General features: G+C 53.1%; 23 protein-coding genes. 7 read left to right on the top strand and 16 right to left on the bottom strand.

Features of this window, described 5'->3' with window-relative positions; genetic code table 11:
• Positions 1-26: 26 nt before the first annotated feature.
• The gene (locus tag JXQ85_RS14620) at positions 27-1,037 is read left to right on the top strand and encodes a hypothetical protein (protein WP_421749686.1); all 1,011 of its coding nucleotides are present in this window, start codon (positions 27-29) and stop codon (positions 1,035-1,037) included.
• A 40-nt stretch (positions 1,038-1,077) separates the two neighbouring features.
• Here JXQ85_RS14620 and JXQ85_RS14625 read toward each other — a convergent pair whose 3' ends face one another.
• The 6 genes from JXQ85_RS14625 to JXQ85_RS14650 all read right to left on the bottom strand — a co-directional run bounded on the left by JXQ85_RS14625 (position 1,078) and on the right by JXQ85_RS14650 (position 6,463).
• Positions 1,078-1,878, bottom strand: coding sequence for a hypothetical protein (locus JXQ85_RS14625; protein ID WP_421749687.1), 801 nt, complete (start codon positions 1,876-1,878; stop codon positions 1,078-1,080).
• A 64-nt stretch (positions 1,879-1,942) separates the two neighbouring features.
• Positions 1,943-2,575, bottom strand: coding sequence for a uracil phosphoribosyltransferase (gene upp, locus JXQ85_RS14630; RefSeq protein ID WP_421749688.1), 633 nt, complete (start codon positions 2,573-2,575; stop codon positions 1,943-1,945).
• On the bottom strand, positions 2,572-3,558 hold the full coding sequence (locus tag JXQ85_RS14635) for an adenosine deaminase (protein WP_421749689.1): 987 nt from the start codon (positions 3,556-3,558) through the stop codon (positions 2,572-2,574). The genes upp and JXQ85_RS14635 overlap by 4 nt, the downstream gene beginning before the upstream one ends.
• The gene (locus tag JXQ85_RS14640; RefSeq protein WP_421749690.1) at positions 3,555-4,766 is read right to left on the bottom strand and encodes a phosphopentomutase; all 1,212 of its coding nucleotides are present in this window, start codon (positions 4,764-4,766) and stop codon (positions 3,555-3,557) included. The genes JXQ85_RS14635 and JXQ85_RS14640 overlap by 4 nt, the downstream gene beginning before the upstream one ends.
• On the bottom strand, positions 4,763-6,070 hold the full coding sequence (locus JXQ85_RS14645; protein WP_421749691.1) for a thymidine phosphorylase: 1,308 nt from the start codon (positions 6,068-6,070) through the stop codon (positions 4,763-4,765). Before JXQ85_RS14645 ends, JXQ85_RS14640 begins: the two co-directional genes overlap by 4 nt.
• Positions 6,071-6,463 carry a cytidine deaminase gene (locus tag JXQ85_RS14650; RefSeq protein ID WP_421749692.1) on the bottom strand — a complete coding sequence of 131 codons (393 nt, stop codon included), beginning with the start codon at positions 6,461-6,463 and terminating at the stop codon, positions 6,071-6,073.
• A 253-nt stretch (positions 6,464-6,716) separates the two neighbouring features.
• On the opposite strand from JXQ85_RS14650, the gene JXQ85_RS14655 reads away from it, so the two are divergent.
• The 3 genes from JXQ85_RS14655 to JXQ85_RS14665 all read left to right on the top strand — a co-directional run bounded on the left by JXQ85_RS14655 (position 6,717) and on the right by JXQ85_RS14665 (position 11,529).
• Positions 6,717-8,996: an NADP-dependent malic enzyme gene (locus JXQ85_RS14655; protein WP_421749693.1), complete on the top strand. Its 2,280-nt coding sequence runs from the start codon at positions 6,717-6,719 to the stop codon at positions 8,994-8,996.
• Positions 8,997-9,247: 251 nt separating this feature from the next.
• Positions 9,248-11,140 (top strand): propionyl-CoA synthetase, encoded by a 1,893-nt coding sequence (locus JXQ85_RS14660; RefSeq protein ID WP_421749694.1) that lies wholly within the window; start codon positions 9,248-9,250, stop codon positions 11,138-11,140.
• Positions 11,141-11,322: 182 nt separating this feature from the next.
• The gene (locus JXQ85_RS14665) at positions 11,323-11,529 is read left to right on the top strand and encodes a cold-shock protein (protein WP_421749695.1); all 207 of its coding nucleotides are present in this window, start codon (positions 11,323-11,325) and stop codon (positions 11,527-11,529) included.
• A gap of 76 nt (positions 11,530-11,605) precedes the next feature.
• Here the strand turns inward: JXQ85_RS14665 and JXQ85_RS14670 are convergent, their stop codons facing one another.
• Positions 11,606-12,367: an NAD kinase gene (locus JXQ85_RS14670; RefSeq protein WP_421749696.1), complete on the bottom strand. Its 762-nt coding sequence runs from the start codon at positions 12,365-12,367 to the stop codon at positions 11,606-11,608.
• Between the two features lie 173 nt (positions 12,368-12,540).
• Between JXQ85_RS14670 and glyA the strand changes: the two genes are divergently transcribed.
• Positions 12,541-13,836, top strand: a complete 1,296-nt coding sequence (gene glyA, locus JXQ85_RS14675) for a serine hydroxymethyltransferase (RefSeq protein ID WP_421749697.1) — start codon at positions 12,541-12,543, stop codon at positions 13,834-13,836.
• A 93-nt stretch (positions 13,837-13,929) separates the two neighbouring features.
• The gene (locus JXQ85_RS14680; protein WP_421749698.1) at positions 13,930-14,787 is read left to right on the top strand and encodes a DUF817 domain-containing protein; all 858 of its coding nucleotides are present in this window, start codon (positions 13,930-13,932) and stop codon (positions 14,785-14,787) included.
• Here the strand turns inward: JXQ85_RS14680 and JXQ85_RS14685 are convergent.
• Complete coding sequence (locus JXQ85_RS14685; RefSeq protein WP_421749699.1) at positions 14,784-15,158, bottom strand: hypothetical protein; 375 nt, start codon at positions 15,156-15,158, stop codon at positions 14,784-14,786. The genes JXQ85_RS14680 and JXQ85_RS14685 overlap by 4 nt on opposite strands.
• Positions 15,159-15,231: 73 nt before the next feature.
• Here JXQ85_RS14685 and JXQ85_RS14690 point away from each other — a divergent pair, with 73 nt between their 5' ends.
• A complete protein-coding gene (locus JXQ85_RS14690) occupies positions 15,232-15,996 on the top strand; it encodes an alpha/beta fold hydrolase (RefSeq protein WP_421749700.1) in 765 nt (254 codons plus the stop codon).
• A gap of 1,240 nt (positions 15,997-17,236) precedes the next feature.
• On the opposite strand, the gene JXQ85_RS14695 is transcribed toward JXQ85_RS14690, so the two are convergent.
• The 8 genes from JXQ85_RS14695 to JXQ85_RS14730 form a co-directional block, all read right to left on the bottom strand.
• Positions 17,237-17,461: a hypothetical protein gene (locus tag JXQ85_RS14695; protein WP_421749701.1), complete on the bottom strand. Its 225-nt coding sequence runs from the start codon at positions 17,459-17,461 to the stop codon at positions 17,237-17,239.
• 45 nt (positions 17,462-17,506) lie between these two features.
• Positions 17,507-17,827 (bottom strand): hypothetical protein, encoded by a 321-nt coding sequence (locus JXQ85_RS14700; RefSeq protein ID WP_421749702.1) that lies wholly within the window; start codon positions 17,825-17,827, stop codon positions 17,507-17,509.
• A 148-nt stretch (positions 17,828-17,975) separates the two neighbouring features.
• Positions 17,976-19,790 carry a translation elongation factor 4 gene (gene lepA / locus JXQ85_RS14705; RefSeq protein WP_421749703.1) on the bottom strand — a complete coding sequence of 605 codons (1,815 nt, stop codon included), beginning with the start codon at positions 19,788-19,790 and terminating at the stop codon, positions 17,976-17,978.
• A gap of 114 nt (positions 19,791-19,904) precedes the next feature.
• Positions 19,905-21,152, bottom strand: coding sequence for an organoarsenical effux MFS transporter ArsJ (arsJ, locus tag JXQ85_RS14710; RefSeq protein WP_421749704.1), 1,248 nt, complete (start codon positions 21,150-21,152; stop codon positions 19,905-19,907).
• A 51-nt stretch (positions 21,153-21,203) separates the two neighbouring features.
• On the bottom strand, positions 21,204-22,202 hold the full coding sequence (locus JXQ85_RS14715; RefSeq protein ID WP_421749705.1) for an ArsJ-associated glyceraldehyde-3-phosphate dehydrogenase: 999 nt from the start codon (positions 22,200-22,202) through the stop codon (positions 21,204-21,206).
• Between the two features lie 25 nt (positions 22,203-22,227).
• A complete protein-coding gene (gene arsB, locus JXQ85_RS14720) occupies positions 22,228-23,292 on the bottom strand; it encodes an ACR3 family arsenite efflux transporter (protein ID WP_421749706.1) in 1,065 nt (354 codons plus the stop codon).
• Positions 23,289-23,642, bottom strand: a complete 354-nt coding sequence (locus JXQ85_RS14725) for an ArsR/SmtB family transcription factor (protein ID WP_421749707.1) — start codon at positions 23,640-23,642, stop codon at positions 23,289-23,291. Before JXQ85_RS14725 ends, arsB begins: the two co-directional genes overlap by 4 nt.
• Positions 23,643-23,792: 150 nt before the next feature.
• Positions 23,793-24,260, bottom strand: a complete 468-nt coding sequence (locus tag JXQ85_RS14730; RefSeq protein WP_421749708.1) for an Lrp/AsnC family transcriptional regulator — start codon at positions 24,258-24,260, stop codon at positions 23,793-23,795.
• Between the last annotated feature and the right edge of the window lie 44 nt (positions 24,261-24,304).

Below are 24,304 nucleotides of genomic sequence, written 5' to 3' on the forward strand. Positions count from 1 at the left end.
AATAGGGAAAGAGCAGTTTTCCGAATATGACCGCGCTGAACAAATACCAGCGCCTAGAGGCTTCTGGTCTCTGGCGCGCCACAACGGATGAGCAACGCCGCGAGGTGATTGCATCGATTGGGGATGCAACGTTGGTGATCTCGGATATGCGCGACCAGCCGCTGACCCATTGGTCCATTGCGGCCATCAAACGCAGCAATCCGGGAAAATTGCCTGCCGTGTTCCATCCCGCTGGGGATTCCAGCGAAACCTTGGAATTGGCCGAACATGAAACCGAAATGGTGGCTGCAATCGAAAAGTTGCAAAAGGCCATCCACCGTAAGGACTCGCGCCCTGGGCGTCTGCGCGGTGCTATGGTTGCTGCAAGTATCGCCGCTGTGGCTGCTGGAGTTGTCTTTTGGCTGCCTGATGCACTGCGCAACCATGTGACCAGCGTCGTTCCTGACATCAATCGCGTGGTGATTGGCCAGGACATTATGGGGCAGATGTCGGCGGTCACAGGCCAAGCCTGCCAAGAAGAGATCGCTGTCGGAGCACTTGGAAAACTCGCTTTGCGTCTTGATCTCAACGAGATTGTCGTCGTGCCCGGAGGCATTCGTAGCACTGCCAGCCTACCCGGCGGTGTGGTTCTGGTTTCGCGCGCTATTCTTGAAGATCATGAAGACCCTGCTGTGGTCGCAGGTTACGTTCTTGCGGAAAAGCTCCGAGCTGAAGCCAATGATCCGCTTGGGAAGCTGCTAGAAACAGGCGGCATCTGGGCCAGTTTCCGTCTTTTGACAACCGGACAACTGAAGACCGAAACATTAAGAGACTTCTCTGAAACTCTGGCAGGTGAAATCCCGATGCTTGTCGAGGGTGATCTGCTAGCGGGGGCCTTTGCGCAAGCTCAAGTGCCGGCCACGCCATATGCTTATGCGATTGATATTTCTGGGGAAACCACGATCGATCTCATTGAAGCTGATGCTTTAATTGACAGCGACACTGAAGTCATGAGTGACGGAGAATGGGTTGCGCTTCAAGAGATCTGCAACAGCTAAACTCGTCCCGCTAAGGGAAAAGTTGTATTGGCTACTTAATTCAGCCCGCAGGCTTTGAGATCAAACGACGCGGAACCGTCTGCGTCCAAATCGCATCCATCTTAGCTTTACCGTTGAAGGTTTGCTCTGCCCGATGCGGATTCAGACGATCATCTTTCCAAACGGTCCGATACCCTTTGGGCACTTTAACCTTGGTATTCTGGCGCTGTTCATAAACATGTTTCGGCACAACGCGCACGTCACCCGCAACAAAGCCTTCATACACGATATCACCTCGCCTTGGCTGGGCATTAAACATCCGCTCCGGACGTGCGCTAAATACCGACGATGTAACCACCTTAGGCATCGGATCTGCCTTAGGTTGGTGAGGCTTAACTGCAATGGTGCGAGATGGTGCGGCCATCACTTTGACCGGCGCCGCTGTTGTTTTGAGCGCGGACAATGGTTTTTGCACAGGGGCAACACGCACCGGAGTTGGCTTTGACTTGGCCATAATGACCGGTTTGGCGATGGGCTGTGGTGCAGCAGTTGGCTCCAAAGTGATTTTCACCACTTCAGTGGGCGCAGAGGTCGACTGACGCTGGTCAGCCGTCAAGGTCGGTTTGAATCCACACACCAATTTACGATCTCGTGTAACCCGGGGCACCCAGTTGGTCCCGCTGTTCACGCCCGCGCGCACGAAAACGCAGCCGCGGCTATCGACGTATTGATTGCCTGTAAAACTTGACGAAGGATATTCAGCAGGCTTCCCGTCACCGCGCAATGACATCGCATTTGCGGCTTGTAGCCCTGAAATCGAAGCGATCAACGCGATCGCAATTGCCCTGGTAAACTGCATCATGCCCCCACAAGATATGGGGGCAGTGTAGCCTCAATACGCTAAATGAGTAAAGCACCCATATAGGCTATTTTGTACCAAACATCCGGTCGCCTGCATCGCCCAATCCTGGAACGATATAGCCTTTTTCGTTGAGCTTTTCGTCCAAAGCCGCGGTGACAACGGGCACATCTGGGTGCGCTTCTTTCATGCGCGCCACGCCTTCTGGCGATGCCAGCAGGCATAGGAAATGGATATTGGTGGCGCCTGCCTCTTTCAGCATATCGATCGCCGCCACAGAGGAATTACCGGTTGCCAACATGGGGTCCACAGCAATCACCAAACGCTTATCTAGCTGGGTTGGCACCTTAAAATAATACTGAACTGGCTCCAGAGTTTCCTCGTTGCGGTACAGTCCCACAAAGCCCACACGCGCTGATGGGATCAGTTCCAGCATGCCATCCAGCAGCCCATTGCCGGCCCGCAGGATCGACACCAAAGCCAGTTTTGGGCCTGCCAAAACCGGTGCGTCCATCTCTTGCATGGGCGTATCAATCGACTGTGTCGTTGTCGGCAAATCACGGGTGACTTCATAAGCCAAAAGCTGACTGATCTCGCGCAAAAGCTGGCGGAATTCCGCCGTAGAGGTCGATTTTTTCCGCATCAAGGTCAGCTTGTGCTGCACCAATGGGTGGTCGACAACAGTGAGGTGGTCGGTCATGAGCGCTCCAGTTTTTTCAAGACACGCTGGCGTGTCCCATCATCGCAGAAAGCCGCATTGGCGGCCGTTGTATTCAGGTTGGTGAAATCATCCGCATCCCAGCCAAAGGCTTGGTGCAGCATCTCATATTCGCGGCGCATTGTTGTGCCAAAGAACGGGGGATCATCGGTCGATACCGTTACGTTCACACCTGCGTCTCGCAGGCGTTTGATCGGGTGCGCGGCAATGGAAGGGTAGACACCTAAGACAACATTGGATCCAGGGCAGACCTCCAAAGTAATCTGACGTGCAACAAGTTCCTTAACAAGTCCCGCATCCTCAATCGAACGCACACCATGTCCAATCCGTTCTACATTCAGATCTTCAATGGCTTCACGCACGCTTTGAGGACCGCCAAATTCGCCCGCATGCGTCGTCAGTCGTAAATCCGCTTCACGCGCCATGTCATAAGCATAAGAGAAATCCCCTTGATGCCCCTGCCCTTCGTCGCCGCCCATGCCGAAACCAACGATCCAATCGCCAGCGGTTTCCGCTGCACAAAGTGCTGAGGCCTTGGCCTTTTCTGGTCCGAAATGGCGCACACAGGTCACGACACCTCGCATGGTAATGCCCAGATCAGCCTCGGCCTTATCCGCCGCTTCACGGATCGCCGCTAAGTAGTCACGCCACGCTGCAACATCGCCGCCACCGCAGAAGTCAGGTGAAATAAAGCTTTCGGTGTAAACTACGCCGTTTGCTGCGCTTTCTTCGAGCACCGCACGGGTGAGCCGCGCGTAGTCCTCTGGAGTTTTCAGAACAGAAGTTGCTGCTTCATAGACTGACAGAAAATGCACAAAGTCTTTAAATGCATAGCCACCTTGGTCATTGAAAACCTTAGAAATATCGACTTTCTTCTCTGCTGCCAGCTGGCGCACAAAAGCAGGAGGCGCTGCCCCTTCATGGTGTAGGTGCAATTCTACCTTTGGCAGGTCTGCAACGTTCATACAAAACTCCTTCCGGGGCCTAGCCCGGTCACGTCTAGATGCGCCGCGACCGTAGCGCCGACATCTACAAAATTCACCAATCCGGCCTGACCTTTACCAAGCCCATGGCACAGAACCGGCACCCGTTCGCGGGTATGATCCGTGCCCACCCAGCTGGGGTCATTGCCATGATCTGCCGTCAGCAGCAACAGATCATCCGGCCTCAATTTTGGGATCAGCTTGCCTAGTTCTGTATCAAACCACTCTAGCGCTCGCGCGTAGCCCGAAATATCGCGACGATGGCCGTATAGGCTGTCAAATTCGACAAAATTCGCGAAGGTCAGGCTGCCATCTTCGGCGGTGTCTACCAGATCAGAAAGATGCTGCATCAATTGCACATCGGCTCCTTTGCGCACCTCATCGATCCCCTGCATCGAAAAGATATCGCCAATCTTACCCACCCCGTACACATGCCGCCCAGCGTCCTGCACCCAGTTGGTCAAAATAAGACTTGGCGGTGTGATGGCAAAATCTTTGCGATTTGTGGTCCGCGTAAAGCCGTTCTCTGCGTCCCCAACAAAGGGACGTGCAATCACACGTCCAACTTTTTGGGCATGTAAAATGGGCGCAATCGCTTCGCAGAACTCGAGCAGTCGCGCCAAGCCGAAGCTGTGCTCATGGGCCGCGACCTGAAAAACACTGTCCGCCGAGGTGTAGCAAATCGGAAAACCCGTATGCATATGCAACGCGCCAAGTTCGTTGATGATCTGCGTACCTGAGGCATGACAATTGCCCAAAATACCCTCGATGGAGCCAACGTTGGTAATCTTACCGACCAGATTTTCTGGGAAAGATGGACGCTGATCTGGGAAATAGCTCCAGTCCCATGGTACTGGCAAACCCGCAAGCTCCCAATGGCCTGATGGAGTGTCTTTGCCTTTAGAGTGCTCCTCTGCAACGGCCCAAAAACCGACCGGGTCTGCATTCAAACCCGGAGTGTCGGCATTTGACGCCAATCGCGTGGCGGCACCCAGACCTAACGCATCCAGATTGGGCAAACGTAATGGCCCTGATCGGCCCTCCTCTGCACGCCCAGCCGCACAGGCCTGGGCAATATGCGCTAATGTATTGGCCCCGGTATCAGGCATATTGCCATTGAAAAACTGGTCGGCATCGGTTGCACCTCCGATGCCAACAGAATCCATCACGACCAGAAAAGCACGGCTCATGAAACGATCCGTTCATGAATAAGCTCAGGACGCGTCACGGCTGCATCACCGATTGAAACCGCATTCAAAATGGATTTTTCAGCGCGATCCGCTTGATCTTCCCGCGCAGCATGAATGCGCATCAAAGGCTGGCCTTTGGTCACTTTGCTGCCCAAACGGATCACCTCAGACAATCCAACCGCAGGATCGACAACATCGCTCTCCACTTGTCGGCCACCACCTAAACCCACGACACAGAGCCCAAGCATCTGGCCATCAATACCTGAGACATAACCATCGCGCGCTGCTTTTACTTCACGAATAACCGGCGCTTCGGGCAGGAAACGACGCCAGTTTTGTGCAAACTCAACGGGCCCGCCCTGCGCATAAACCATCTTAGCAAAGGCCTCTGCAGCACGCCCATCTTTAACGGATGCAGCAATCATCTGGGTGCCTTGATCTACGTTTTCTGCAAGACCCGCATTGTTTAAAAGAACACCGCCCAATGCGCATGACAGCTCTAACAATGGCCCGGTTTTTCCATCGCACAGCACGGCCATGACTTCGGCAATCTCTAACGCGTTGCCCAATGACGACGCCAAAGGTTCGTTCATATCCGAAATGATTGCAGAGGTCGGACAACCGGCCAAATTGGCAGTGCGTACCAGAGATGTGGCCAACGCGCGCGCTTCTTCAGTTGTTTTCATAAACGCGCCGGAGCCCGTTTTCACGTCAAGCACCAGATGTTCTAGACCACCTGCAAGCTTTTTGGAGAGGATCGATGCGGTGATTAAATCCAGGCTTTCGACTGTCGCCGTCACATCCCGGATCGCATAGAGCCGCTTGTCTGCTGGCGCAATATTGGCCGAAGCACTGACAATGGCTGCCCCTGCATCTGAAACAACGTCGCGGAACCTATTTTCGTCCAGATCTACGCGCAGACCCGGGATGCTTTCCATTTTATCAAGCGTGCCACCTGTATGCCCCAAACCGCGACCTGAAATCATCGGTACGTAAGCGCCACACGCCGCCAAGGCCGGGGCCAGCACCAAGGACACACAATCCCCAACACCGCCGGTGGAATGTTTGTCCACCACGGGGCCGTCATAATTCCAAGACAGGCAATCGCCGCTGTCCCGCATCGCCAAAGTCAAATCCGCGCGCGGCACCTCATCCAGACCATTCAGACAAACGGCCATAGCAAAAGCACCGGCTTGTGCGTCACTGACAGACTGATCCGCTAAGCCACGCGCAAACCATGCAAGCTCTTCTTTGCTTGCAAGTTGTTCAGCCCTAAGCTTCGCAATGATGGCGCGTGCGTCCATTTAGGTGTTCTCCAGATGCTCTTCGGTAAAGGCTCCGGGCATCAAATCTGCAAGCGTCATGCGTTGCTCCAAACCGCTAACGGTCGCCATCGTGACCGGAACATGCCCTGCCCCAAATTCGATCAGCTTCTGGCGGCACCCACCACAAGGCGACACAGGCATCGGTGCGTCCGCAACAATATAAACTTCCATGAGTTGGGTCTGACCAGATGCAATCATTGCAGCAATCGCACCGGCCTCAGCGCAGGTCCCTTCGGGATATGCGACGTTTTCGACGTTGCAACCAACAAAGGTTTCGCCGTTTTCGGCAATCAATGCAGCGCCAACTTTGAATTTCGAATATGGCGCATAGGCATTATCTCGAACCGCTAGGGCCTTGTCTTTCAAACTCATCTGCGCTTTCCTTTTCTGAGGCCCATTAAGAACGGGTCGATAAATCGGGCCAAATCCAATGATTAGGTCCGGCGTCGAAAGGATGATTTTTAACCCATCGGTCAAAAAAAACAACGCTCTCTTAGAACCCATTTCAGTTCAGAAAAATTCTGCGATTGATCGGCGGAATTTGCAAGGGACGCCTTTTTAGCCACCCCTCTTTACGCCGATGAAAAAAATTAGTTTAAGGCTAAACAAATTCCAGGAGAGACTCATGACCGACAGCACTAAAGACACCCAACGTCAGGCCGCGCTGGATTATCACGAGTTTCCAAAACCGGGAAAATTAGAAATTCGCGCGACCAAGCCTTTGGCAAATGGTCGCGATCTTTCGCGCGCTTATTCACCAGGTGTCGCGGAAGCCTGCTTAGAAATCAAAGAAAATGCTGCACATGCAAGCCGCTACACGGCACGTGGCAACTTGGTCGCGGTGGTGTCAAACGGCAGCGCAGTTCTGGGCCTGGGAAATATCGGTGCATTGGCATCAAAGCCGGTTATGGAAGGCAAAGCGGTTCTCTTTAAGAATTTCGCCAATATCGACTGCTTTGACATCGAAGTTGATGAAACCGACCCGGAAAAGCTCGCTGATATTGTTTGCGCTTTGGGACCTACCTTTGGGGCGATCAATCTAGAAGACATCAAGGCGCCCGATTGCTTCATTGTCGAAGACATCTGCCGTGAGCGTATGAACATTCCGGTTTTCCATGATGATCAACATGGCACAGCCATCGTTGTTGGCGCTGCTGCGACCAATGCTTTGCGGGTGGCCCAAAAATCCTTTGAGGACATCAAAATCGTGTCCACCGGCGGCGGCGCAGCTGGGATCGCCTGCCTTAATATGTTGGTCAAACTGGGCGTTAAGCGCGAAAATATCTGGCTCTGCGATATTCATGGATTGGTCTATGAAGGTCGCGCTAAGGATATGAACCCGCAGAAAGCTGCCTTTGCGCAAGCGTCGGATTTGCGCACATTGGACCAAGTCATAGACAACGCTGATCTGTTCCTTGGTCTGTCTGGTCCTAATGTTTTGAAACCAGAGATGGTTGCGAAAATGTCGGATCAGCCGATCATTTTTGCACTGGCCAACCCGACGCCAGAAATCATGCCAGAAGCCGCGCGCGAAGTGGCGCCAAATGCGATCATCGCGACAGGTCGCAGTGATTTTCCAAACCAAGTAAACAACGTCTTATGTTTCCCGTTCATCTTCCGTGGCGCGCTGGATGTGGGTGCGACCGAAATTAACGATGACATGAAAATTGCATGTGTCGAAGGCATTGCCGAATTGGCGCGGGCAACAACCTCTGCCGAGGCCGCAGCGGCTTATCAGGGGGAGCAACTGACCTTTGGGGCGGATTATTTGATCCCGAAACCTTTCGACCCGCGTTTGGTTGGAGTGGTTTCAGCCGCAGTCGCCAAAGCTGCCATGGAAAGCGGTGTTGCGACGCGCCCGATTAAGGATCTAGACGAATATGTCGAAACCCTGAACCAATCGGTCTTTAAGTCAGCGCTTCTGATGCGCCCTGTCTTTGAAGCCGCACGTACAGCGTCGCGTAAAATCGTATTTTCTGAAGGTGAAGACGAGCGCGTATTGCGCGCCACTCAGGCGATTTTGGAAGAAACCACAGAAAAGCCAATTCTGATTGGACGCCCAGAAGTAGTGGAGCGTCGCTGCGATCGGCTTGGGCTAACGGTGCGCCCTGGAAAAGACTTTGACATTGTGAACCCGGAAAACGATCCGCGGTATCGCGATTACTGGCAAACCTATCATAAGATCAGAGCGCGTGACGGGGTTACACCGGACATTGCCCGCGCAATCATGCGCACAAATTCGACGGCGATTGGCGCTGTGATGGTGCATCGTGGCGAAGCAGACAGTCTGATCTGTGGCACGATTGGCGAGTATCGCTGGCATCTGGACTATGTGAACCAGGTGCTTGGCGATGACGTGTATTCACCACACGGTGCGCTGTCGTTAATGATCATGGAAGACGGGCCACTATTCATTGCGGATACGCATGTCTGGTCCCTTCCATCACCGGAAAACCTGGCCATTGTGGCTCAAGGGGCTGCTCGTCACGCGCGCCGTTTCGGCGTAGAGCCACGGATTGCATTCTGTTCACAATCTCAATTCGGCAATCAAAAAGAAGGGTCAGGTAAACGCCTGCGCGATGCGATTGCATTGCTGGATCTACGCGATACGGATTTTGAATACGAAGGCGAGATGAATGTTGATGCGGCACTTGAACCAGAAGTCTGCGCACGCCTTTTGCCGGACAGCCGCCTGTCAGGTCCTGCCAATGTTTTGATTTTCGGACATGCAGATGCAGCCTCTGCAACGCGCAACATTTTGAAAGCAAAGGCCGACGCTATTGCCGTTGGACCAATTCTGATGGGAATGGGCAACCGCGCACACGTCGTGACACCGTCCATTACCGCGCGCGGCCTACTGAATATGGCAGCCATTGCGGGCACGCCGGTTGCAAACTACGGTTAGCAGACCTGAACTGGGTTAATATTCGATCCACAAAATTTACAGGATTTACACCTCAAATCAAAAAAGGTGTAAATCCTTAGAAAACTTTGCAAATCTCGAAATTGTCCCAAGATTTGATCCGCCTTTGCAACGGTTTGCATGACAATGTTTTACCTGTTTGCAAAGTTCTCAACAGAATTTACGTCACGGATTGCCGCTCACCTTTACAGAAATGACGGCCGAAATGTAGTCTCTTCATAAGGGAGAGACACATGACGTATTCAGCCACCTATGACGCTTGGAAGGCAGATCCAGAAAACTTTTGGATGCAAGCTGCTTCATCGATTGATTGGGTTGAGGCCCCTTCCAAGGCCCTTACAGAAAAAGGCGACGGGCTTTTCGAATGGTTTGCAGACGCAAAGGTTAACACCTGTTGGAATGCGGTCGACAGGCATGTCGAAGCGGGCCGAGGTGCGCAAGATGCGATCATCTACGATAGCCCTGTCACAGGTGTGAAGGAACACATCACCTACGCCGACCTCCAAGAGCGCGTCGCAGGTCTTGCAGGTGCCCTAAAGGCGCAAGGCGTCGAAAAAGGGGATAGGGTTATCATCTATATGCCAATGGTGCCGCAAGCGATCGAGGCCATGTTGGCCTGCGGTCGGATTGGCGCGATCCATTCGGTTGTCTTTGGTGGCTTTGCTGCAAATGAACTCGCGGTGCGCATTGATGACGCCGCCCCCAAGGCCATCATCGCTGCCTCCTGCGGGATCGAGCCAGGTCGCATTGTGGCTTACAAACCCTTGCTGGATGCCGCGATCGAAACTGCGTCGCATAAACCTGATTTCTGCGTGATCCTGCAACGCAAAGAACATCGCGCCGATATGATCGAAGGCCGAGACCTAGATTATATCGCGTTTCAGGATGGGGTGGCGCCGGCTGACTGCCTCCCGGTTGAAGGCAACCACCCCTCCTATATTCTCTATACATCCGGTACCACCGGGCAGCCCAAGGGCGTGATCCGTCATACGGCGGGTCAACTGGTCGCTCTGAATTGGACGATGCAGACGATTTATAATGTAAATCCTGGAGACGTCTTTTGGGCGGCCTCTGATGTGGGTTGGGTCGTGGGGCATTCGTACATTTGTTACGCACCGCTGATCCACGGCAACACCACCGTTGTGTTTGAGGGCAAACCTGTAGGCACGCCCGACGCTGGTACATTTTGGCGGGTGATTTCTGAACACAATGTGACATCCTTTTTCACAGCACCAACGGCTTTACGCGCTGTGAAACGTGAAGACCCTGATGGGCAACTCGTGAAGGACTATGATCTTTCAAACCTGGGTCAGGTCTATCTTGCTGGTGAGCGCGCCGATCCGGATACGCTTGAGTGGGCACAAACCCATTTGAAAGTCCCTGTGATTGATCACTGGTGGCAGACTGAAACCGGTTGGGCGATTGCAGCAAATCCACTTGGGATCGAAGAATTGCCGATAAAACTTGGCTCACCCGCGAAACCCATGCCCGGCTATGACGTCGAAATTCTAGGCGATGACGGCCATCCGGTGGCAGATGGAGAACTGGGTGCAATTGCCATCAAGCTTCCCCTGCCGCCCGGCACCCTGCCAACCCTGTGGAATGCAGAAGCAAGATATAAGTCTTCGTATTTGGAGGCCTTCCCAGGTTACTACGAAACCGGTGACGCGGGCATGAAAGATGCGGATGGATATCTTTATATTATGGCACGCACGGATGACGTGATTAACGTTGCTGGCCACCGACTATCAACAGGCGCAATGGAAGAAGTGCTTGCCGCCCACCCAGATGTTGCTGAATGTGCCGTGATTGGCGTTGCAGACTCCTTAAAGGGTCAAATGCCGGTTGGCTTCCTTTGCCTCAATGCTGGCTGTGATCGCGACAATGATCAGGTTGTTCAAGAAGTCATCCAAGATGTGCGCAATCAAATCGGCCCCGTTGCTGCATTCAAAAAAGCCGTCGTTGTTGATCGCCTACCGAAAACCCGGTCTGGGAAAATCCTGCGCGGCACCATGGTGTCGATTGCAGATGGTCAGGATTGGAAAATGCCGGCCACAATTGATGATCCTGCAATCTTGGAGGAGATTACACATGTCCTAAAAACCATAGGATACGCTTCGACTTAGCCAAGCAACTTAGCCCTTTGACATATCTTTGTCCTCGTGGCATCAGTCATCTGCACGACGTGCCTACCTCGTTTACCTGTTACTGCCCCGACTTCACTCTTGGCGACCACGCATTCGATACCCGCACAGACGTCAGAGAACCGCCGCATACTGCGTGTGGAATATTTATTAGGAGATACGGAATGCCTACAGGTACCGTAAAATGGTTTAACACCGACAAAGGCTACGGCTTCATCGCACCAGAAGATGGCGGCAAAGATGTGTTTGTACACATCCGCGCAGTACAAGATTCTGGTCTGCAAGGCCTAGCAGACAACCAAAAAGTTTCTTACGAACTGCAAGCTGGCCGTGACGGCCGCGAAAGCGCAGGCGGACTGGAACTGCTGTAAGCTTTTCCTCGCATCGTATTGCAAAACGGGCGCCATTGGCGCCCGTTTTCATTTAAAGTCACATGTATTCAGAGACTTAAACAAACTGTTCGCGGATCAAACGCTCTTCCAGACCGTGACCCGGATCAAAAAGAATCCTGTGCCCTACTGCTGGCTCTGATCTGATCTCCACAGAAATCACATCGCGCACCGATCGGCTGTCAGCATCAGCCATGACAGGGCGCTTTTCGGGGTTCATCACTTCTAGGCGCACCACTGATTCTTTGCGAACCAACGCGCCACGCCAGCGACGTGGGCGAAATGGTGCAATAGCTGTCAGCGCAAGGACATCAGAACCAATTGGTAATATCGGGCCGTGCGCCGAGTAGTTATAGGCGGTTGAACCCGCTGGAGTGGCCAACAAGGCCCCATCGCACACAAGCTCGTCCAGGCGCAGTCGTTCATCGATCCAGATTCGCAATTTAGCCGCCTGAGGACCCTGACGAAGCATTGAAACCTCGTTGATGGCCAAGGCTTCATGCACTTTGCCATCAGCAGTTGTAGCGCGCATGGACAGCGGATTGATCACCTCTTCTTCAGCGATCATCAAACGATTCAACAGATCCGTTTCGGCATATTCATTCATCAAAAAACCAACCGTGCCACGGTTCATCCCATAGACCGGAGCATTCAAATCCTGCGTCGCATGCAGGGTCTGCAGCATAAAGCCATCTCCGCCAAGCGCGACGATCACGTCGGCGTTTTCAGGTGGGCAGTCGTCATAACGCCCCACCAAAGCCGCGCGCGCGGTTTGCGCGACGGGGGCATCGGAGGCGAGAAAAGCGATTCTCTGAGCCATGGGCACTCGATTCCTGTTTCCAAAGGCCGACATGTGGTTCCGAAAGAAACACAAGTTTACCGAACACACCAGACTTTGAGGTATGATTTGCGCCATCAAGTCGTTTATGACCTTCCATTTTCAAAAAGTTTCCTTTAGGAAACACGCAAATTTCATGACTTGGAGTCCTCTAAATGACCGCCAACATCCGCGACGCCGGTTTCTTCACTGAAAGCCTTTCCACACGTGACCCGGAGCTGTTTGGCTCCATCACTGACGAACTTGGCCGCCAGCGCGACGAGATCGAACTGATTGCCTCCGAAAACATCGTGTCCGCTGCTGTGATGGAAGCGCAGGGCTCGGTTCTGACCAATAAGTACGCTGAAGGCTATCCGGGCCGTCGGTATTACGGTGGTTGCCAATATGTGGACGTAGCTGAAAACCTGGCGATTGATCGCGCAAAGCAGCTGTTCGGCTGTGAATTTGCGAACGTTCAGCCAAACTCTGGTTCTCAAGCGAACCAAGGGGCGTTTACCGCACTGATCAGACCGGGCGACACCATCCTCGGCATGAACCTTGCTTCTGGTGGTCACTTGACCCATGGTGCCGCTCCAAACCAGTCTGGTAAGTGGTTCAACGCCGTCCAATATGGCGTACGCAAACAAGACAATATGATCGACTATGATGAAGTTCAGGCCTTAGCAACAGAGCATCAGCCAAAACTGATCATCGCCGGTGGTTCCGCGATCCCACGTCAGATCGACTTTGCCAAGTTCCGTGAAATCGCTGATTCCGTCGGGGCATTCCTGATGGTCGACATGGCACACTTCGCGGGTCTTGTGGCAGCGGGCGAGCACCCATCTCCATTCCCATATGCGGACGTCGCAACCACAACCACGCACAAAACTCTACGCGGACCACGTGGCGGTATGATCCTGACAAACAATACAGATATCGCAAAGAAAGTGAATTCTGCGATCTTCCCAGGCATCCAAGGTGGCCCCCTGATGCACGTCATCGCAGCGAAAGCTGTCGCATTTGGTGAAGCGCTGCGTCCAGAATTCAAAACCTACCAGCAGCAAGTGCGTGCAAACGCGGTCGCACTTTCTGATCAACTGATGAAGGGCGGTCTGGACATCGTGACTGGCGGGACGGACACCCACGTCATGCTGGTTGATCTGCGTCCGAAAGGCGTGAAAGGCAACTCAACCGAGAAAGCACTAGGTCGCGCGCATATCACTGCCAACAAAAACGGCATCCCGTTTGACCCAGAAAAGCCGATGGTGACCTCTGGCCTACGTTTGGGTACCCCAGCCGGCACCACGCGCGGCTTTGGCGAAGCAGAATTCCGCCAAATTGCGGATTGGATTGTTGAAGTGGTCGAAGGCCTTGCGGCCAACGGCGAAGAAGGCAACGCCGAAGTCGAAGCCAAAGTAAAAGCCGAAGTTGCAGAGCTTTGCGCACGCTTCTCGCTTTACGACAACTTGTAAAACGTTGAACAATTAGAATTGACCGTGCTCATGAATTTGAGCACGGTTTTTTTGTGCGAAACCCAAATTGAATTTGCAGCTAAGGACTTTGTGATGCGTCAAACCCCAACTCGCCAGCTAGAACGCCGACTGGGGGATTGGATGCGCGCGCGGCTTCCTTTCGCGATTTCAGAGCTGGTGATGTTTGTTCTCAAACAGGGTTGGGCTGCGATATTTGGCGGCGCATTTTTAGTCGGGATCATCGTTAGCAGCCAGATTTGGCACTCTGATTGGCCAGTCGCACGATACGACGCGTTGTTGGTTTACGCGCTCGTGCTGCAAGCCTTGTTTCTAGCAACAGGCATGGAGTCCTGGCGCGAGGTCCGCGTGATCTTGCTGTTCCACCTGACCGGAACAGCGATGGAGATTTTCAAAGTCTCTGCTGGCAGCTGGGCCTATCCCGGCGTTGGAGTGATGAAACTCTTCGATGTGCCTCTGTTTTCTGGCTTCATGTATGCCGCTGTTGGCTCCTACATGGCGCGCGTCATTCGGTTGTTTGATATGACATTCGCCCCTTACCCGCCATTTTGGCAATCGCTCCTGCTTGCTGTGGCAATCTATGTGAATTTCTTCGCTCACCATTTCATCCCAGATATCCGACTGGTACTTTTTGCGGCGACGGTGATGTTGTTTGCACGCACGCGCATCTGGTTTGCTATTGGTGCACGCTATTACTGGATGCCCCTGCCGGTCGCAGCCTTCTTCTCTAGCTTCTTTCTTTGGCTTGCTGAAAACATCGGAACTCTGACCCAGACCTGGCTTTACGCTGGTCAATCCAGCCACCAAGCCGTCAGTTTCGCAAAAATGGGATCATGGTACTTACTGCTTTACGTCAGCTTCGTAACGGTCAGTTTGATCTTTAGAGAGGCGTTGTCTCAAGCGCCCTACACTCCGAATCCAAAAGACCCTTAACGGGTGTTCACTAAGTAAACTGCCAGCGCGATAATTCCCGCCAAGCACAGCAAGTTAAAAACAGTCGTCGCTAAGATATCCAGTACCTGGCCCTTCAAAGCGTCCTTGCGATCGTAGCCCTCGATAGCTTCGATCAATGCATTATAGGGCGTTTTCAAACTTGCCTCATCAATCTGCATTGCGATCTTGGGGTGATCCGCTTTTGATTGCGCATCCAGTAGCAGCTTCGCATTGCGATGCGCGGACTTTGGCAAACGCCGCCCGATCTTGCGCATCGCAGGTCCAAGATCATCCGCCACAATACCGAATTGACGTTCGATCAGCTTTAAAACCTGCTGAATATCTGAATTTAAGGTCTTTGCATCAATCACTTAAACAGCCTCCACGCGCAATCTATCATGCTGATGGGTTGCCCAACAGAGGCGCTGTGATAAAGCTTGACCTATGCTGAATATGATCACACATGGCGAACCCACAGATCTGCAACCGCTTTTGATTGTACACGGGCTTTATGGGTCTGCGCGCAACTGGGGTGTCGTTGCCAAAAAACTCTCAGACGAACGCCAAGTCTTTGCAGTCGACATGCGCAATCACGGCAATTCTGACTGGCAAGACAGCCATAGCTATCCTGACCTTGCAGCGGATCTGGCAGAAGTTCTGGACCACATTGGCCCCGCTGACATGCTTGGGCACTCTATGGGCGGCAAAGCTTCTATGATGGCAGCCCTCGCCCATTCCAACCTCGTGAAACGCCTGATCGTGGCCGATATTGCCCCCGTCACCTACGGGCACACGCAGCTGCCGTTCATTCATGCCATGAAAAAGGTTGATCTAAGCCGTGTTGAAAAGCGCTCAGATGCTTTGGCGCAGCTTGAGGCTGCCGGTGTTGATGACCCAACTCTACGGTCTTTCTTCACGCAATCGCTTGATCTGAAAGCACACAAGTGGCGGCTTAATCTGGATGTTCTGGAAACCGAGATGCCCAAAATCATGGGCTTCCCCGAGGATATCAGCGGATCCTTCGAAGCCCCAGCCCTGTTTCTGTCTGGTGCCAATTCCGACTATGTGCTGCCCGAGCACCGCGATAAAATCCGAAGCCTCTTCCCGAAAGCGAAATTTGTGAAAATGTCCGGCGTCGGCCATTGGCTGCATGCCGAAAAACCGGCGGAGTTTATCGCAACCGTACGCGCGTGGCTGGCGCGGGCGTAACGCATGCGTCAAAACCCAGACATCACCACAAGATATAGTTGATTTTCGCCACTGCCCTCTATATCCATGCCCTTACAGGTGCATGACGCGGTATGCAGAACTGACGTACGGGGCGCGTTACCTTCCTTTATTGGAATGGCAACGCGCCCCGTTTCAGTTCGTCAGGCTCGGTTTTACGCCGCAAAGGCACAAAAAAACCGAGCAATGCTCGATATGTCTCTGGAAACCGAAATTCCAAAATAGGAAAAGACGTCAGGTGCTTAGACGCGGTCCTCGCAGCGGGGCCGAAACCCCAATCCCTGACGCCTTCCTAGAATGTCGCATCAACGGAACTCCACACGGGAAAACCAGCTGATCCGGTCATTCAAAATGCAAATGCTCTGTCGAGCCTTCGCACGCGGGATACGATCCAATGGGGCAGACCCCGAAGGGCAAACCATGGGAACGCTCCCCCCTAGCCGGTGTATCAACGCCCAACGAGCGAGCCCGCTGGATGCCGCCTAATGAAAGCCCATGTCATTTAGTCCGAGGACATCATCCATGTGACCGGCACTAGAACCGACCCACACAAAGGTTTATGCGCTGCCTTCCCGCGAGGTGGTCTCTGAAAGAGAGCCCGTTGTTTCGGCCAGCGTCTCAGCTCGGGTGGGATACCGAGGTAACCCGTGCAGGGATGGATCGTTGCCTCACCTTCCCCGCGCCAGCCCTGAGAGGCCTTTGCGTCCCGCTTGAGAGTGTCTGGTTTGATCTGATGATCTTGCCGTGTGCTCTCTTGCGTTGGATTAACGTTGGCATTTGATCCTGTGACCTGACAAGAAAAATATTGAATGTTATGTCAATTTCTTGAGGGTAACCCTTTGGAAAGGCTTGTGGATTTCCTGTGGATAAGTCGAAATTCCGCAGTTTTGCGGCAGGCTTGCACGGTTGGGAAAGAAATTTTGAGAAAAAGGCAAATGCTGCATTGCGGCGTTTAAGGAATTGTGGGGTGTGAGGAAGAATCGCCCTGTAGGGTGGGGTTTCACCCCACCAAATTGGCCGCCAATTTCGGGAATCGGTGGGGTAAAACCCCACCCTACAACTTCACAATCGGCACCGCGTCCGCGCCTTGCTGTAATCCCACCCTCTCAATTGACCCCAGCGCCCGGCCCGGGGTGGGCGAGAAGCGCCCGGCCCGGGGTGGGCGAGAAGCGCCCGCCCATTGGAGCGGGTCGGGCGCTGCCCATGCAAAGCATGGGCCCGATTATAAATGATCAAAGATCATCTTCGTTTCAGGATCCGTAGCAAGCTGCAATCGCGCCAAGTCTTTGGCAGAGATGCTAGTAAATGAGTAACCTACATCCCTACGCATCGCTACCAGAACCTTGGCAACAGCTTTCATTATTCCAGCTAATTTTGAAGCCATTTCCTGGGGTTCAAATTCTTGACTACCCTCAGAAAAATCTGTCAGTTGATCTTTAAAATCCAAGTAAGCCCTTACCACTTCATCAGATCCCCAGAATATAACTTCCTTTTAAAAATCTAGCATTTCTCGCATTACGTCATTTGACGATTTTGGCTTTCCATGAATTTTTTCATAGCTCATAATATCAAAGTAGAATTGGTAGAAAGCTTTGTAGATTTCAATTTTTTCACTATTTATTCGCAACTTTGCTTCGCGACGCTGCTCGAAGTATCTACCAAGCAAGAATATTGCGACTGAACCAAAAGCTGCAATTGAGGCTGCTTTTATTGTATCTGATGCCCCTCGATAAATTTCGAATAAACCTGAAAATGAAAACCAAAGCCCGGCCAATACCACCAATAGAACCAACATCGCAAAAAATTTATTCATTAAAGTCCTCACTAAAAAAGGCGGGGTAAACCCCCGCCCTACAATCCCTCAACTGTCCATCGGAACGCAAGACCAACGCCTCACAAAACCGGATTGGGCACGCGATTGGCTGCGCCATTCGCTTTCGCTCACCGGCACTTAAAATGGATTAATCATCCATTTTAAGTGCAGAAATAAACGCTTCTTGCGGGATATCCACCTTACCGAACTGGCGCATCTTCTTTTTACCCGCCTTCTGCTTCTCCAACAATTTCTTCTTCCGGGTTGCGTCGCCGCCGTAACATTTCGCGGTCACGTCTTTGCGCAGCGCTGACAATGTCTCGCGCGCAATCACCTTGCCGCCAATCGCCGCTTGGATCGGGATTTTGAACATGTGACGCGGGATCAGATCCTTGAGCTTTTCACACATCGCCCGGCCACGCATCTCGGCGCGATCCCGGTGCACCATTGTGGAAAGCGCATCCACCGGCTCGTCATTCACCAGAACGGACATTTTCACGAGGTTATCCTCGCGGTAGCCCGTCATCTGATAATCGAACGACGCATAGCCCTTGGTCACGGATTTCAGACGGTCGTAGAAGTCAAAGACCACCTCGTTCAGAGGCAGGTCATAGACCACCATCGCGCGGGTGCCGGCGTAGGTCAGGTCTTCCTGAATGCCGCGACGGTCCTGGCAGAGTTTCAGCACATCGCCGAGGTATTCGTCAGGGACCAGAATGGTCGCCTTAATACGCGGCTCTTCCAGGTGATCGACTTTAGACAGGTCCGGCATGTCGGCTGGGTTGTGCAGCTCGATACGCTCAGGCTCTTCGCCCTCTTTGGCCTTCATAAAGATGTGATAGATCACCGACGGCGCGGTGGTGATCAGCTCGATATTATATTCACGCTCGATCCGGTCGCGGATCACTTCGAGGTGCAAAAGCCCCAAGAATCCGCAGCGGAAGCCAAAGCCCAAAGCGGCAGAGGTTTCCATTTCAGAGGAGAAAGACGCGTCATTCAGCGCGAGCTTTTCAATCGCGTCGCGCAGGTCTTCGAATTCAGAGCTATCCACCGGGAAGAGGCCACAGAAAACCACCGGTTGGGCTGGTTTAAAGCCCGGCAGAGCAACTTCGGTGCCGTGACGGTCATTGGTGATCGTGTCACCGACACGCGTGTCGCGCACCTGCTTGATAGAGGCCGTCAGAAAGCCGATCTCACCCGGGCCGAGTTCATCGACCATTTGCATTTCCGGGCGGAAGACACCGACGCGGTCCACGGAATGCAGCGTGTCGTTGGACATGAATTTAACGCGTTGACCCTTTTTCAGGGTGCCATCCATGATGCGGACCAGAACGATCACGCCAAGGTAGGCATCATACCATGAATCCACCAGCATCGCCTTAAGTGGTGCATCGCGGTTGCCTTCTGGGGCTGGGAGTTCATCAACGATGGCCTGCAGGGTTTCACGAATGCCCTGCCCTGTTTTTGCCGAAACCTGCAAAGCGCCGGTTGCGTCGATGCCAATCACATCTTCGATCTGTTCGGCGACTCGGTCACAGTCTGAGGCTGGCAGGTCGATTTTGTTCAGAACCGGGACGATTTCATGATCGGCCTCAATGGCTTGGTAGACGTTCGCCAAGGTCTGCGCTTCGACGCCTTGGGTGGAGTCCACAACCAGCAAAGAGCCTTCCACCGCCTTCATGGAACGGGAGACCTCATAAGCAAAGTCAACGTGGCCCGGGGTGTCGATCAGGTTCAAGACATAGGTCTCACCATCATCAGCGACATAGTCGATGCGCACGGTGTTGGCTTTGATGGTAATCCCGCGTTCGCGTTCGATATCCATGCTGTCGAGCAGCTGCTCTTTCATGTCACGATCTTCCACCGTGCCCGTCTCTTGGATGAGGCGGTCAGCGAGGGTGGATTTACCGTGGTCGATGTGCGCGACGATGGAGAAATTGCGGATTTTCGAAAGCTCTGTCATGCAGGGGGATATGTCGTGGAAACGCTTGCTGGTCAAGCGGTTCTGCAACGCGCTGCTCGGAGGGATTTGCACCCGCCGCATGCCTCCGGCGGGAGAATTTTTCAAAGAAGAAGCTTAGTGCGCTAAACGGCGTGCCGAGAGCCAGCTAAGAGCCGCCATGAGAGCGGCCGTTACAAGGCAGAGAGGGAGGCCTCCGACTTGGTAGCTGACGCCTGATAAGAGCGTGCCAAGCAAGCGACCTGTGGCGTTGGACATGTAGTAGAAACCGACGTCCATGGTGACGCGCTCGTCGCTGGTGAAGGCGAGGATCAAGTAGCTGTGGACCGAGCTGTTCACCGCGAAAATGAAGCCGAAGACTAGGAGGCCTGTGACAACGATGGGCGTTAAGAATGGGATTTGCGCATAGACGGCTGCGGCGAGCGCTGCGGGGACCAATGTCAACAATCCGACCCAGAGAATGGCAGAGTTGACGATTTGTGACGTATCGCGCTCGGCAGCTTTCAGCAGCTTTGGGGCGAGGCCCTGGACGAAGCCATAAAGGATGATCCAGACCGCCATAAACGTACCGATCGTGAAAAAGGCAGCGCGGTTACCGGCTTCTGTTCCATCGCTCAGGACGGCGTAGAAATAAATCGGAATGCCAACCACGAACCAGACGTCGCGTGCGCCAAAAAGGAACATACGCGCAAGGCTGAGGCGGTTGATGTTGCGATCTTTGGACCAGACTTGAGAAAACTTTGCGGATTTTTTGCCCTGCGGTAGTCCTGCAGGCATGAAGATCACGGTACCGATCAAGATCACGGTTAGTACCGCTGCCATAGCCCAGATCGCAGTCAAGAAACCAAAGACTGCCAACAATCCCGCTCCTAGTAGAAAACCAAAGCCTTTCACAGCGTTCTTGGAACCGGTCAGGATCGCGACCCAACGAAAGAGGCCGCCCTGCCCTTTGGGCGCAAGCAGTTTCACCGCAGATTTGGCCGACATTTTCGAAAGGTCTTTGGCAACACCCGACAAACCCTGAACACACATCACAAAAATGACCGAAGCCGTCAGTCCCCAGGCCGGATCAAGCTGCGCTAGAGCCACAAGTGCAATGACTTGCAGGCTGAGCCCCACATAAAGCGTCGACGTTAGTCCAAATCGCGCCGCGATCCACCCAGCAGAGAGGTTGGTGACGACACCCATAACCTCATAGAGGATGAACAGATAGGCCAGCTGTACCGGGGAATACCCCAGCGTATGAAAATGCAAAAGCACCAGCATCCTCAGCGCACCATCCGTCAGCATAAATGCCCAATAGGCCGCTGTGACGGTGATGTATGCCGCAAGGCCGTTTGATTTGTCCTGAGTGGTCTCTGCCATAGGTCCGGTCCAACTGGTAGGGAAAGCCCGACCCAGTGGCCGGGCGAAAGGTTATAGGCTTTCAGCAACCATTTTGGTGATGTCGGCCAAACGGCAGCAGTAGCCCCACTCGTTGTCATACCAAGCGTAGATTTTCACCTGACGCTTGTTCACAACCATGGTCGATGGCGCATCGACAATTGTAGAGCGGTCATCGTTGGTGAAATCACAGCTGACCAACGGGCGTTCTTCGAACCCCAAAATACCTGCCATTGTGCCATTTGCGGCTTCGCTCATGGCGGCGTTCACGTCCTCGGCGGTCACATCACGCGCAACATCAAAAACGATGTCGGTTAGCGACGCATTCAGCAAGGGCACCCGCACGGCGTGACCATTGATGCGACCTTCGAGTTCAGGGAAAATCTGAACGACCGCTTTGGCCGACCCGGTGGTCGTTGGGATCAGCGAGTTCAACGCAGAGCGCGCGCGGCGCGGGTCTTTGTGGACCTTGTCGACAATCGTCTGTGTGTTGGTCACATCGTGAATTGTTGTAAACGACGCCTGTTCAATTCCGAAGGTTTCCAACATCACTTTTACCACTGGCGCGATACAGTTCGTGGTGCAGCTTGCAGCGGTAACGATACGCTGATCGTCATAAATATCGTCGTTCACACCATAAACAATGTTGACCGCCTCTTCGATCTTCACCGGGGCAGACACAACAACCTTTTTCACACCTGCATCAAAGTAGGGCTGCAGGGCCTCAGAGGTTTTGAACTTACCTGAACATTCGATGACCAAATCAATGCCGTCGAGCACCAGATCCGCAGGTTTCATTTCCTGCGTGAACCGCATGGTTTGGCCGTTCATAGTGATTGTGCTGTCATCATGCGAAACATCGCCGATCCATCGGCCATGCACTGTGTCAAATTCGACCAACAACGCATGTGTATCGATTTCACCGAAAGGATCATTCAACAGAACGATCCGATCTCCGAGGCCCATGTCAAACAGACGGCGCAGAACCAGCTTGCCCATACGACCCAGGCCATTGATTGCGATTTTAGTCATGATTTCATTTCCTTAAGCCGGAAGTTTAAGACAGAAACCAGCCGCGTGTGCGGTTGGCAAATGCAACAAGAGACAGCATCACTGGCACTTCGACCAACACACCGACGACGGTGGCAAGCGCAGCCCCGGATCCAAGTCCGAAGAGGCTGATGGCGACAGCAACAGCAAGTTCAAAGAAGTTCGATGTACCGATCAGAGCGCAGGGTGCGGCCACATTAAACGGTACTTTCCAAAGCCGAGCAGCCCCGTAGGCAACAAAGAAGATGCCATAGCTTTGGATAAGCAGAGGGATTGCGATCAGTAGGATCACTAATGGACGGTCCAAAATGACTTGGCCCTGAAAACCAAAGAGCAAAACCACGGTCATCAACAGACCAATAATGGATGCAGGCTTAACCTTCGCCTGAAAGCGCTCTACCGCGCCCTCGCCGCTTCTATTTATCAGAATGCGCCGCGTGACCATGCCTGCGATCAGCGGCAGCGCCACATATAGGACAACCGAAAGTATCAACGTATCCCAAGGCACGGTTATATCGCTGACACCCAGCAAAAATGCGACGATCGGCGCGAAGGCAAAGACCATCACAACATCGTTCACGGAAACCTGCACCAATGTGTAGGTTTCATCACCTCGGGTCAGATTGGACCAAACGAAGACCATCGCTGTGCAAGGCGCAGCACCTAACAGGATCACCCCAGCGATATAAGCCTGCGCATCATCTTCAAGGATCAATCCCGCGAAGGCATACTCAAAGAAAAAGACACCCAAAGCCGCCATGGTGAAGGGTTTGATCAGCCAATTGACCACCAATGTGATCACGATGCCTTTCGGACGATCCCCGATCTGTTTTAGCGCTGAAAAATCAACGCCTACCATCATTGGGTATACCATCGCCCAGATCAGAACTGCCACCGGCAGGTTTACCGAGGCGAGCTCGAGCGATGCCAGGGTCTGAAAAACACCTGGGATAAGGCTGCCCAGAATAAGGCCCGCAGCGATTGCTAAAGCGACCCAAACGGACAAAAGCCGCTCAAAAGTTCCTAATCCGCTGTCGGCCGCAGAAACTTCAGCTTGATGTTGTGTGGTCATGTGCGCCTTCCGCAGGTTTCTGACTGACAGGTAATGTCTTCGATCAATGGGCGACACAGATCAGGCCGACCGCCACAACAGTCTTGCAGCAGAAAGCCCAAAAGCCCCTGCAAACCATCCATATTGGCAAAATAGCGGATCATGCGGCCTTCACGTTCGTTACGCAAAAGTCCCGCGTTCAATAGAACCGAAAGGTTCGTAGACATGGTGTTCTGCCGCGCGTTCAAAGTGTCAGAGATTTCGCCTGCCAACATGCCTTCTTCTCCAGCCTGCACCAGCAAGCGGAACGCATCCAGACGTGAGGGCTGACTGAGGGCCGCAAAGGCCGAGATCGCTGCAATTTTATCCATATATCTGGAATTATTGATATGAATTGACGCCGTCAACGAAAATTCGACAAGAAACGCGTGAAACTTTTGTGACAAACCCTTTCAGCGCGGACGACATCCCACCCCCGCCAGGACGCCACCAATTTCTAAAGATACTCAATCGGTTTCGCGTTAACCGCCAAAGACATCCAAAGGGCGATCTTCAAGCATGGTTTCCATACTAAAAAGCCCGGTCACCACATCCAGATCAAATCCCGTCGTAATTTTACGATAGACCGCATCATAGCCCGCCATGCCGCGTGTGATGACTTTCAGCATGTAATCCCACTCGCCTCCGATCCGGTGCATTTCAGCTACCTCAGGGATACGCGCTGCATGTTTTCGAAAGTCTTCCGCCCAACCGACAGAGTGGTTGCGGGTCCGGATCATGACGAAGACCGTCAAATCCAGACCCAGCTGCGCCGCGTTTAAACGCGCACGCGAGCCCTGCATGAAACCCAATTCATCCAAACGTTTCAATCGACGCCAAAGCGCATTCTGAGAAAGCCCCACACGATCAGCAATATCGCGCTGAGACAAATCAGCATCGCGCTGGATTACATCCAGAATTCGGCAATCAATGTCGTCTGTTTTTATCATTTTTTCTATCATATGACACACAGTAGAGAACATCAATGTGATAA

It is taken from the genome of Cognatishimia sp., assembly GCF_049116455.1.
Taxonomy (GTDB): domain Bacteria; phylum Pseudomonadota; class Alphaproteobacteria; order Rhodobacterales; family Rhodobacteraceae; genus Cognatishimia.

Bases quoted from the DNA above. Each gene is read 5' to 3' on its own strand.
- JXQ85_RS14670 (WP_421749696.1), bottom strand. From the start codon at position 12,367: ATGGCTCAGAGAATCGCTTTTCTCGCCTCCGATGCCCCCGTCGCGCAA.
- arsJ (WP_421749704.1), bottom strand. From the start codon at position 21,152: ATGGCAGAGACCACTCAGGACAAATCAAACGGCCTTGCGGCATACATC.
- JXQ85_RS14645 (WP_421749691.1), bottom strand. From the start codon at position 6,070: ATGGACGCACGCGCCATCATTGCGAAGCTTAGGGCTGAACAACTTGCA.
- lepA (WP_421749703.1), bottom strand. From the start codon at position 19,790: ATGACAGAGCTTTCGAAAATCCGCAATTTCTCCATCGTCGCGCACATC.
- JXQ85_RS14700 (WP_421749702.1), bottom strand. From the start codon at position 17,827: ATGAATAAATTTTTTGCGATGTTGGTTCTATTGGTGGTATTGGCCGGG.
- JXQ85_RS14725 (WP_421749707.1), bottom strand. From the start codon at position 23,642: ATGGATAAAATTGCAGCGATCTCGGCCTTTGCGGCCCTCAGTCAGCCC.
- JXQ85_RS14640 (WP_421749690.1), bottom strand. From the start codon at position 4,766: ATGAGCCGTGCTTTTCTGGTCGTGATGGATTCTGTTGGCATCGGAGGT.
- arsB (WP_421749706.1), bottom strand. From the start codon at position 23,292: ATGACCACACAACATCAAGCTGAAGTTTCTGCGGCCGACAGCGGATTA.
- JXQ85_RS14655 (WP_421749693.1), top strand. From the start codon at position 6,717: ATGACCGACAGCACTAAAGACACCCAACGTCAGGCCGCGCTGGATTAT.
- JXQ85_RS14650 (WP_421749692.1), bottom strand. From the start codon at position 6,463: ATGAGTTTGAAAGACAAGGCCCTAGCGGTTCGAGATAATGCCTATGCG.
- JXQ85_RS14665 (WP_421749695.1), top strand. From the start codon at position 11,323: ATGCCTACAGGTACCGTAAAATGGTTTAACACCGACAAAGGCTACGGC.
- JXQ85_RS14625 (WP_421749687.1), bottom strand. From the start codon at position 1,878: ATGATGCAGTTTACCAGGGCAATTGCGATCGCGTTGATCGCTTCGATT.
- JXQ85_RS14730 (WP_421749708.1), bottom strand. From the start codon at position 24,260: ATGATAAAAACAGACGACATTGATTGCCGAATTCTGGATGTAATCCAG.
- JXQ85_RS14635 (WP_421749689.1), bottom strand. From the start codon at position 3,558: ATGAACGTTGCAGACCTGCCAAAGGTAGAATTGCACCTACACCATGAA.
- JXQ85_RS14660 (WP_421749694.1), top strand. From the start codon at position 9,248: ATGACGTATTCAGCCACCTATGACGCTTGGAAGGCAGATCCAGAAAAC.
- upp (WP_421749688.1), bottom strand. From the start codon at position 2,575: ATGACCGACCACCTCACTGTTGTCGACCACCCATTGGTGCAGCACAAG.
- JXQ85_RS14620 (WP_421749686.1), top strand. From the start codon at position 27: ATGACCGCGCTGAACAAATACCAGCGCCTAGAGGCTTCTGGTCTCTGG.
- JXQ85_RS14715 (WP_421749705.1), bottom strand. From the start codon at position 22,202: ATGACTAAAATCGCAATCAATGGCCTGGGTCGTATGGGCAAGCTGGTT.
- JXQ85_RS14680 (WP_421749698.1), top strand. From the start codon at position 13,930: ATGCGTCAAACCCCAACTCGCCAGCTAGAACGCCGACTGGGGGATTGG.
- glyA (WP_421749697.1), top strand. From the start codon at position 12,541: ATGACCGCCAACATCCGCGACGCCGGTTTCTTCACTGAAAGCCTTTCC.
- JXQ85_RS14690 (WP_421749700.1), top strand. From the start codon at position 15,232: ATGCTGAATATGATCACACATGGCGAACCCACAGATCTGCAACCGCTT.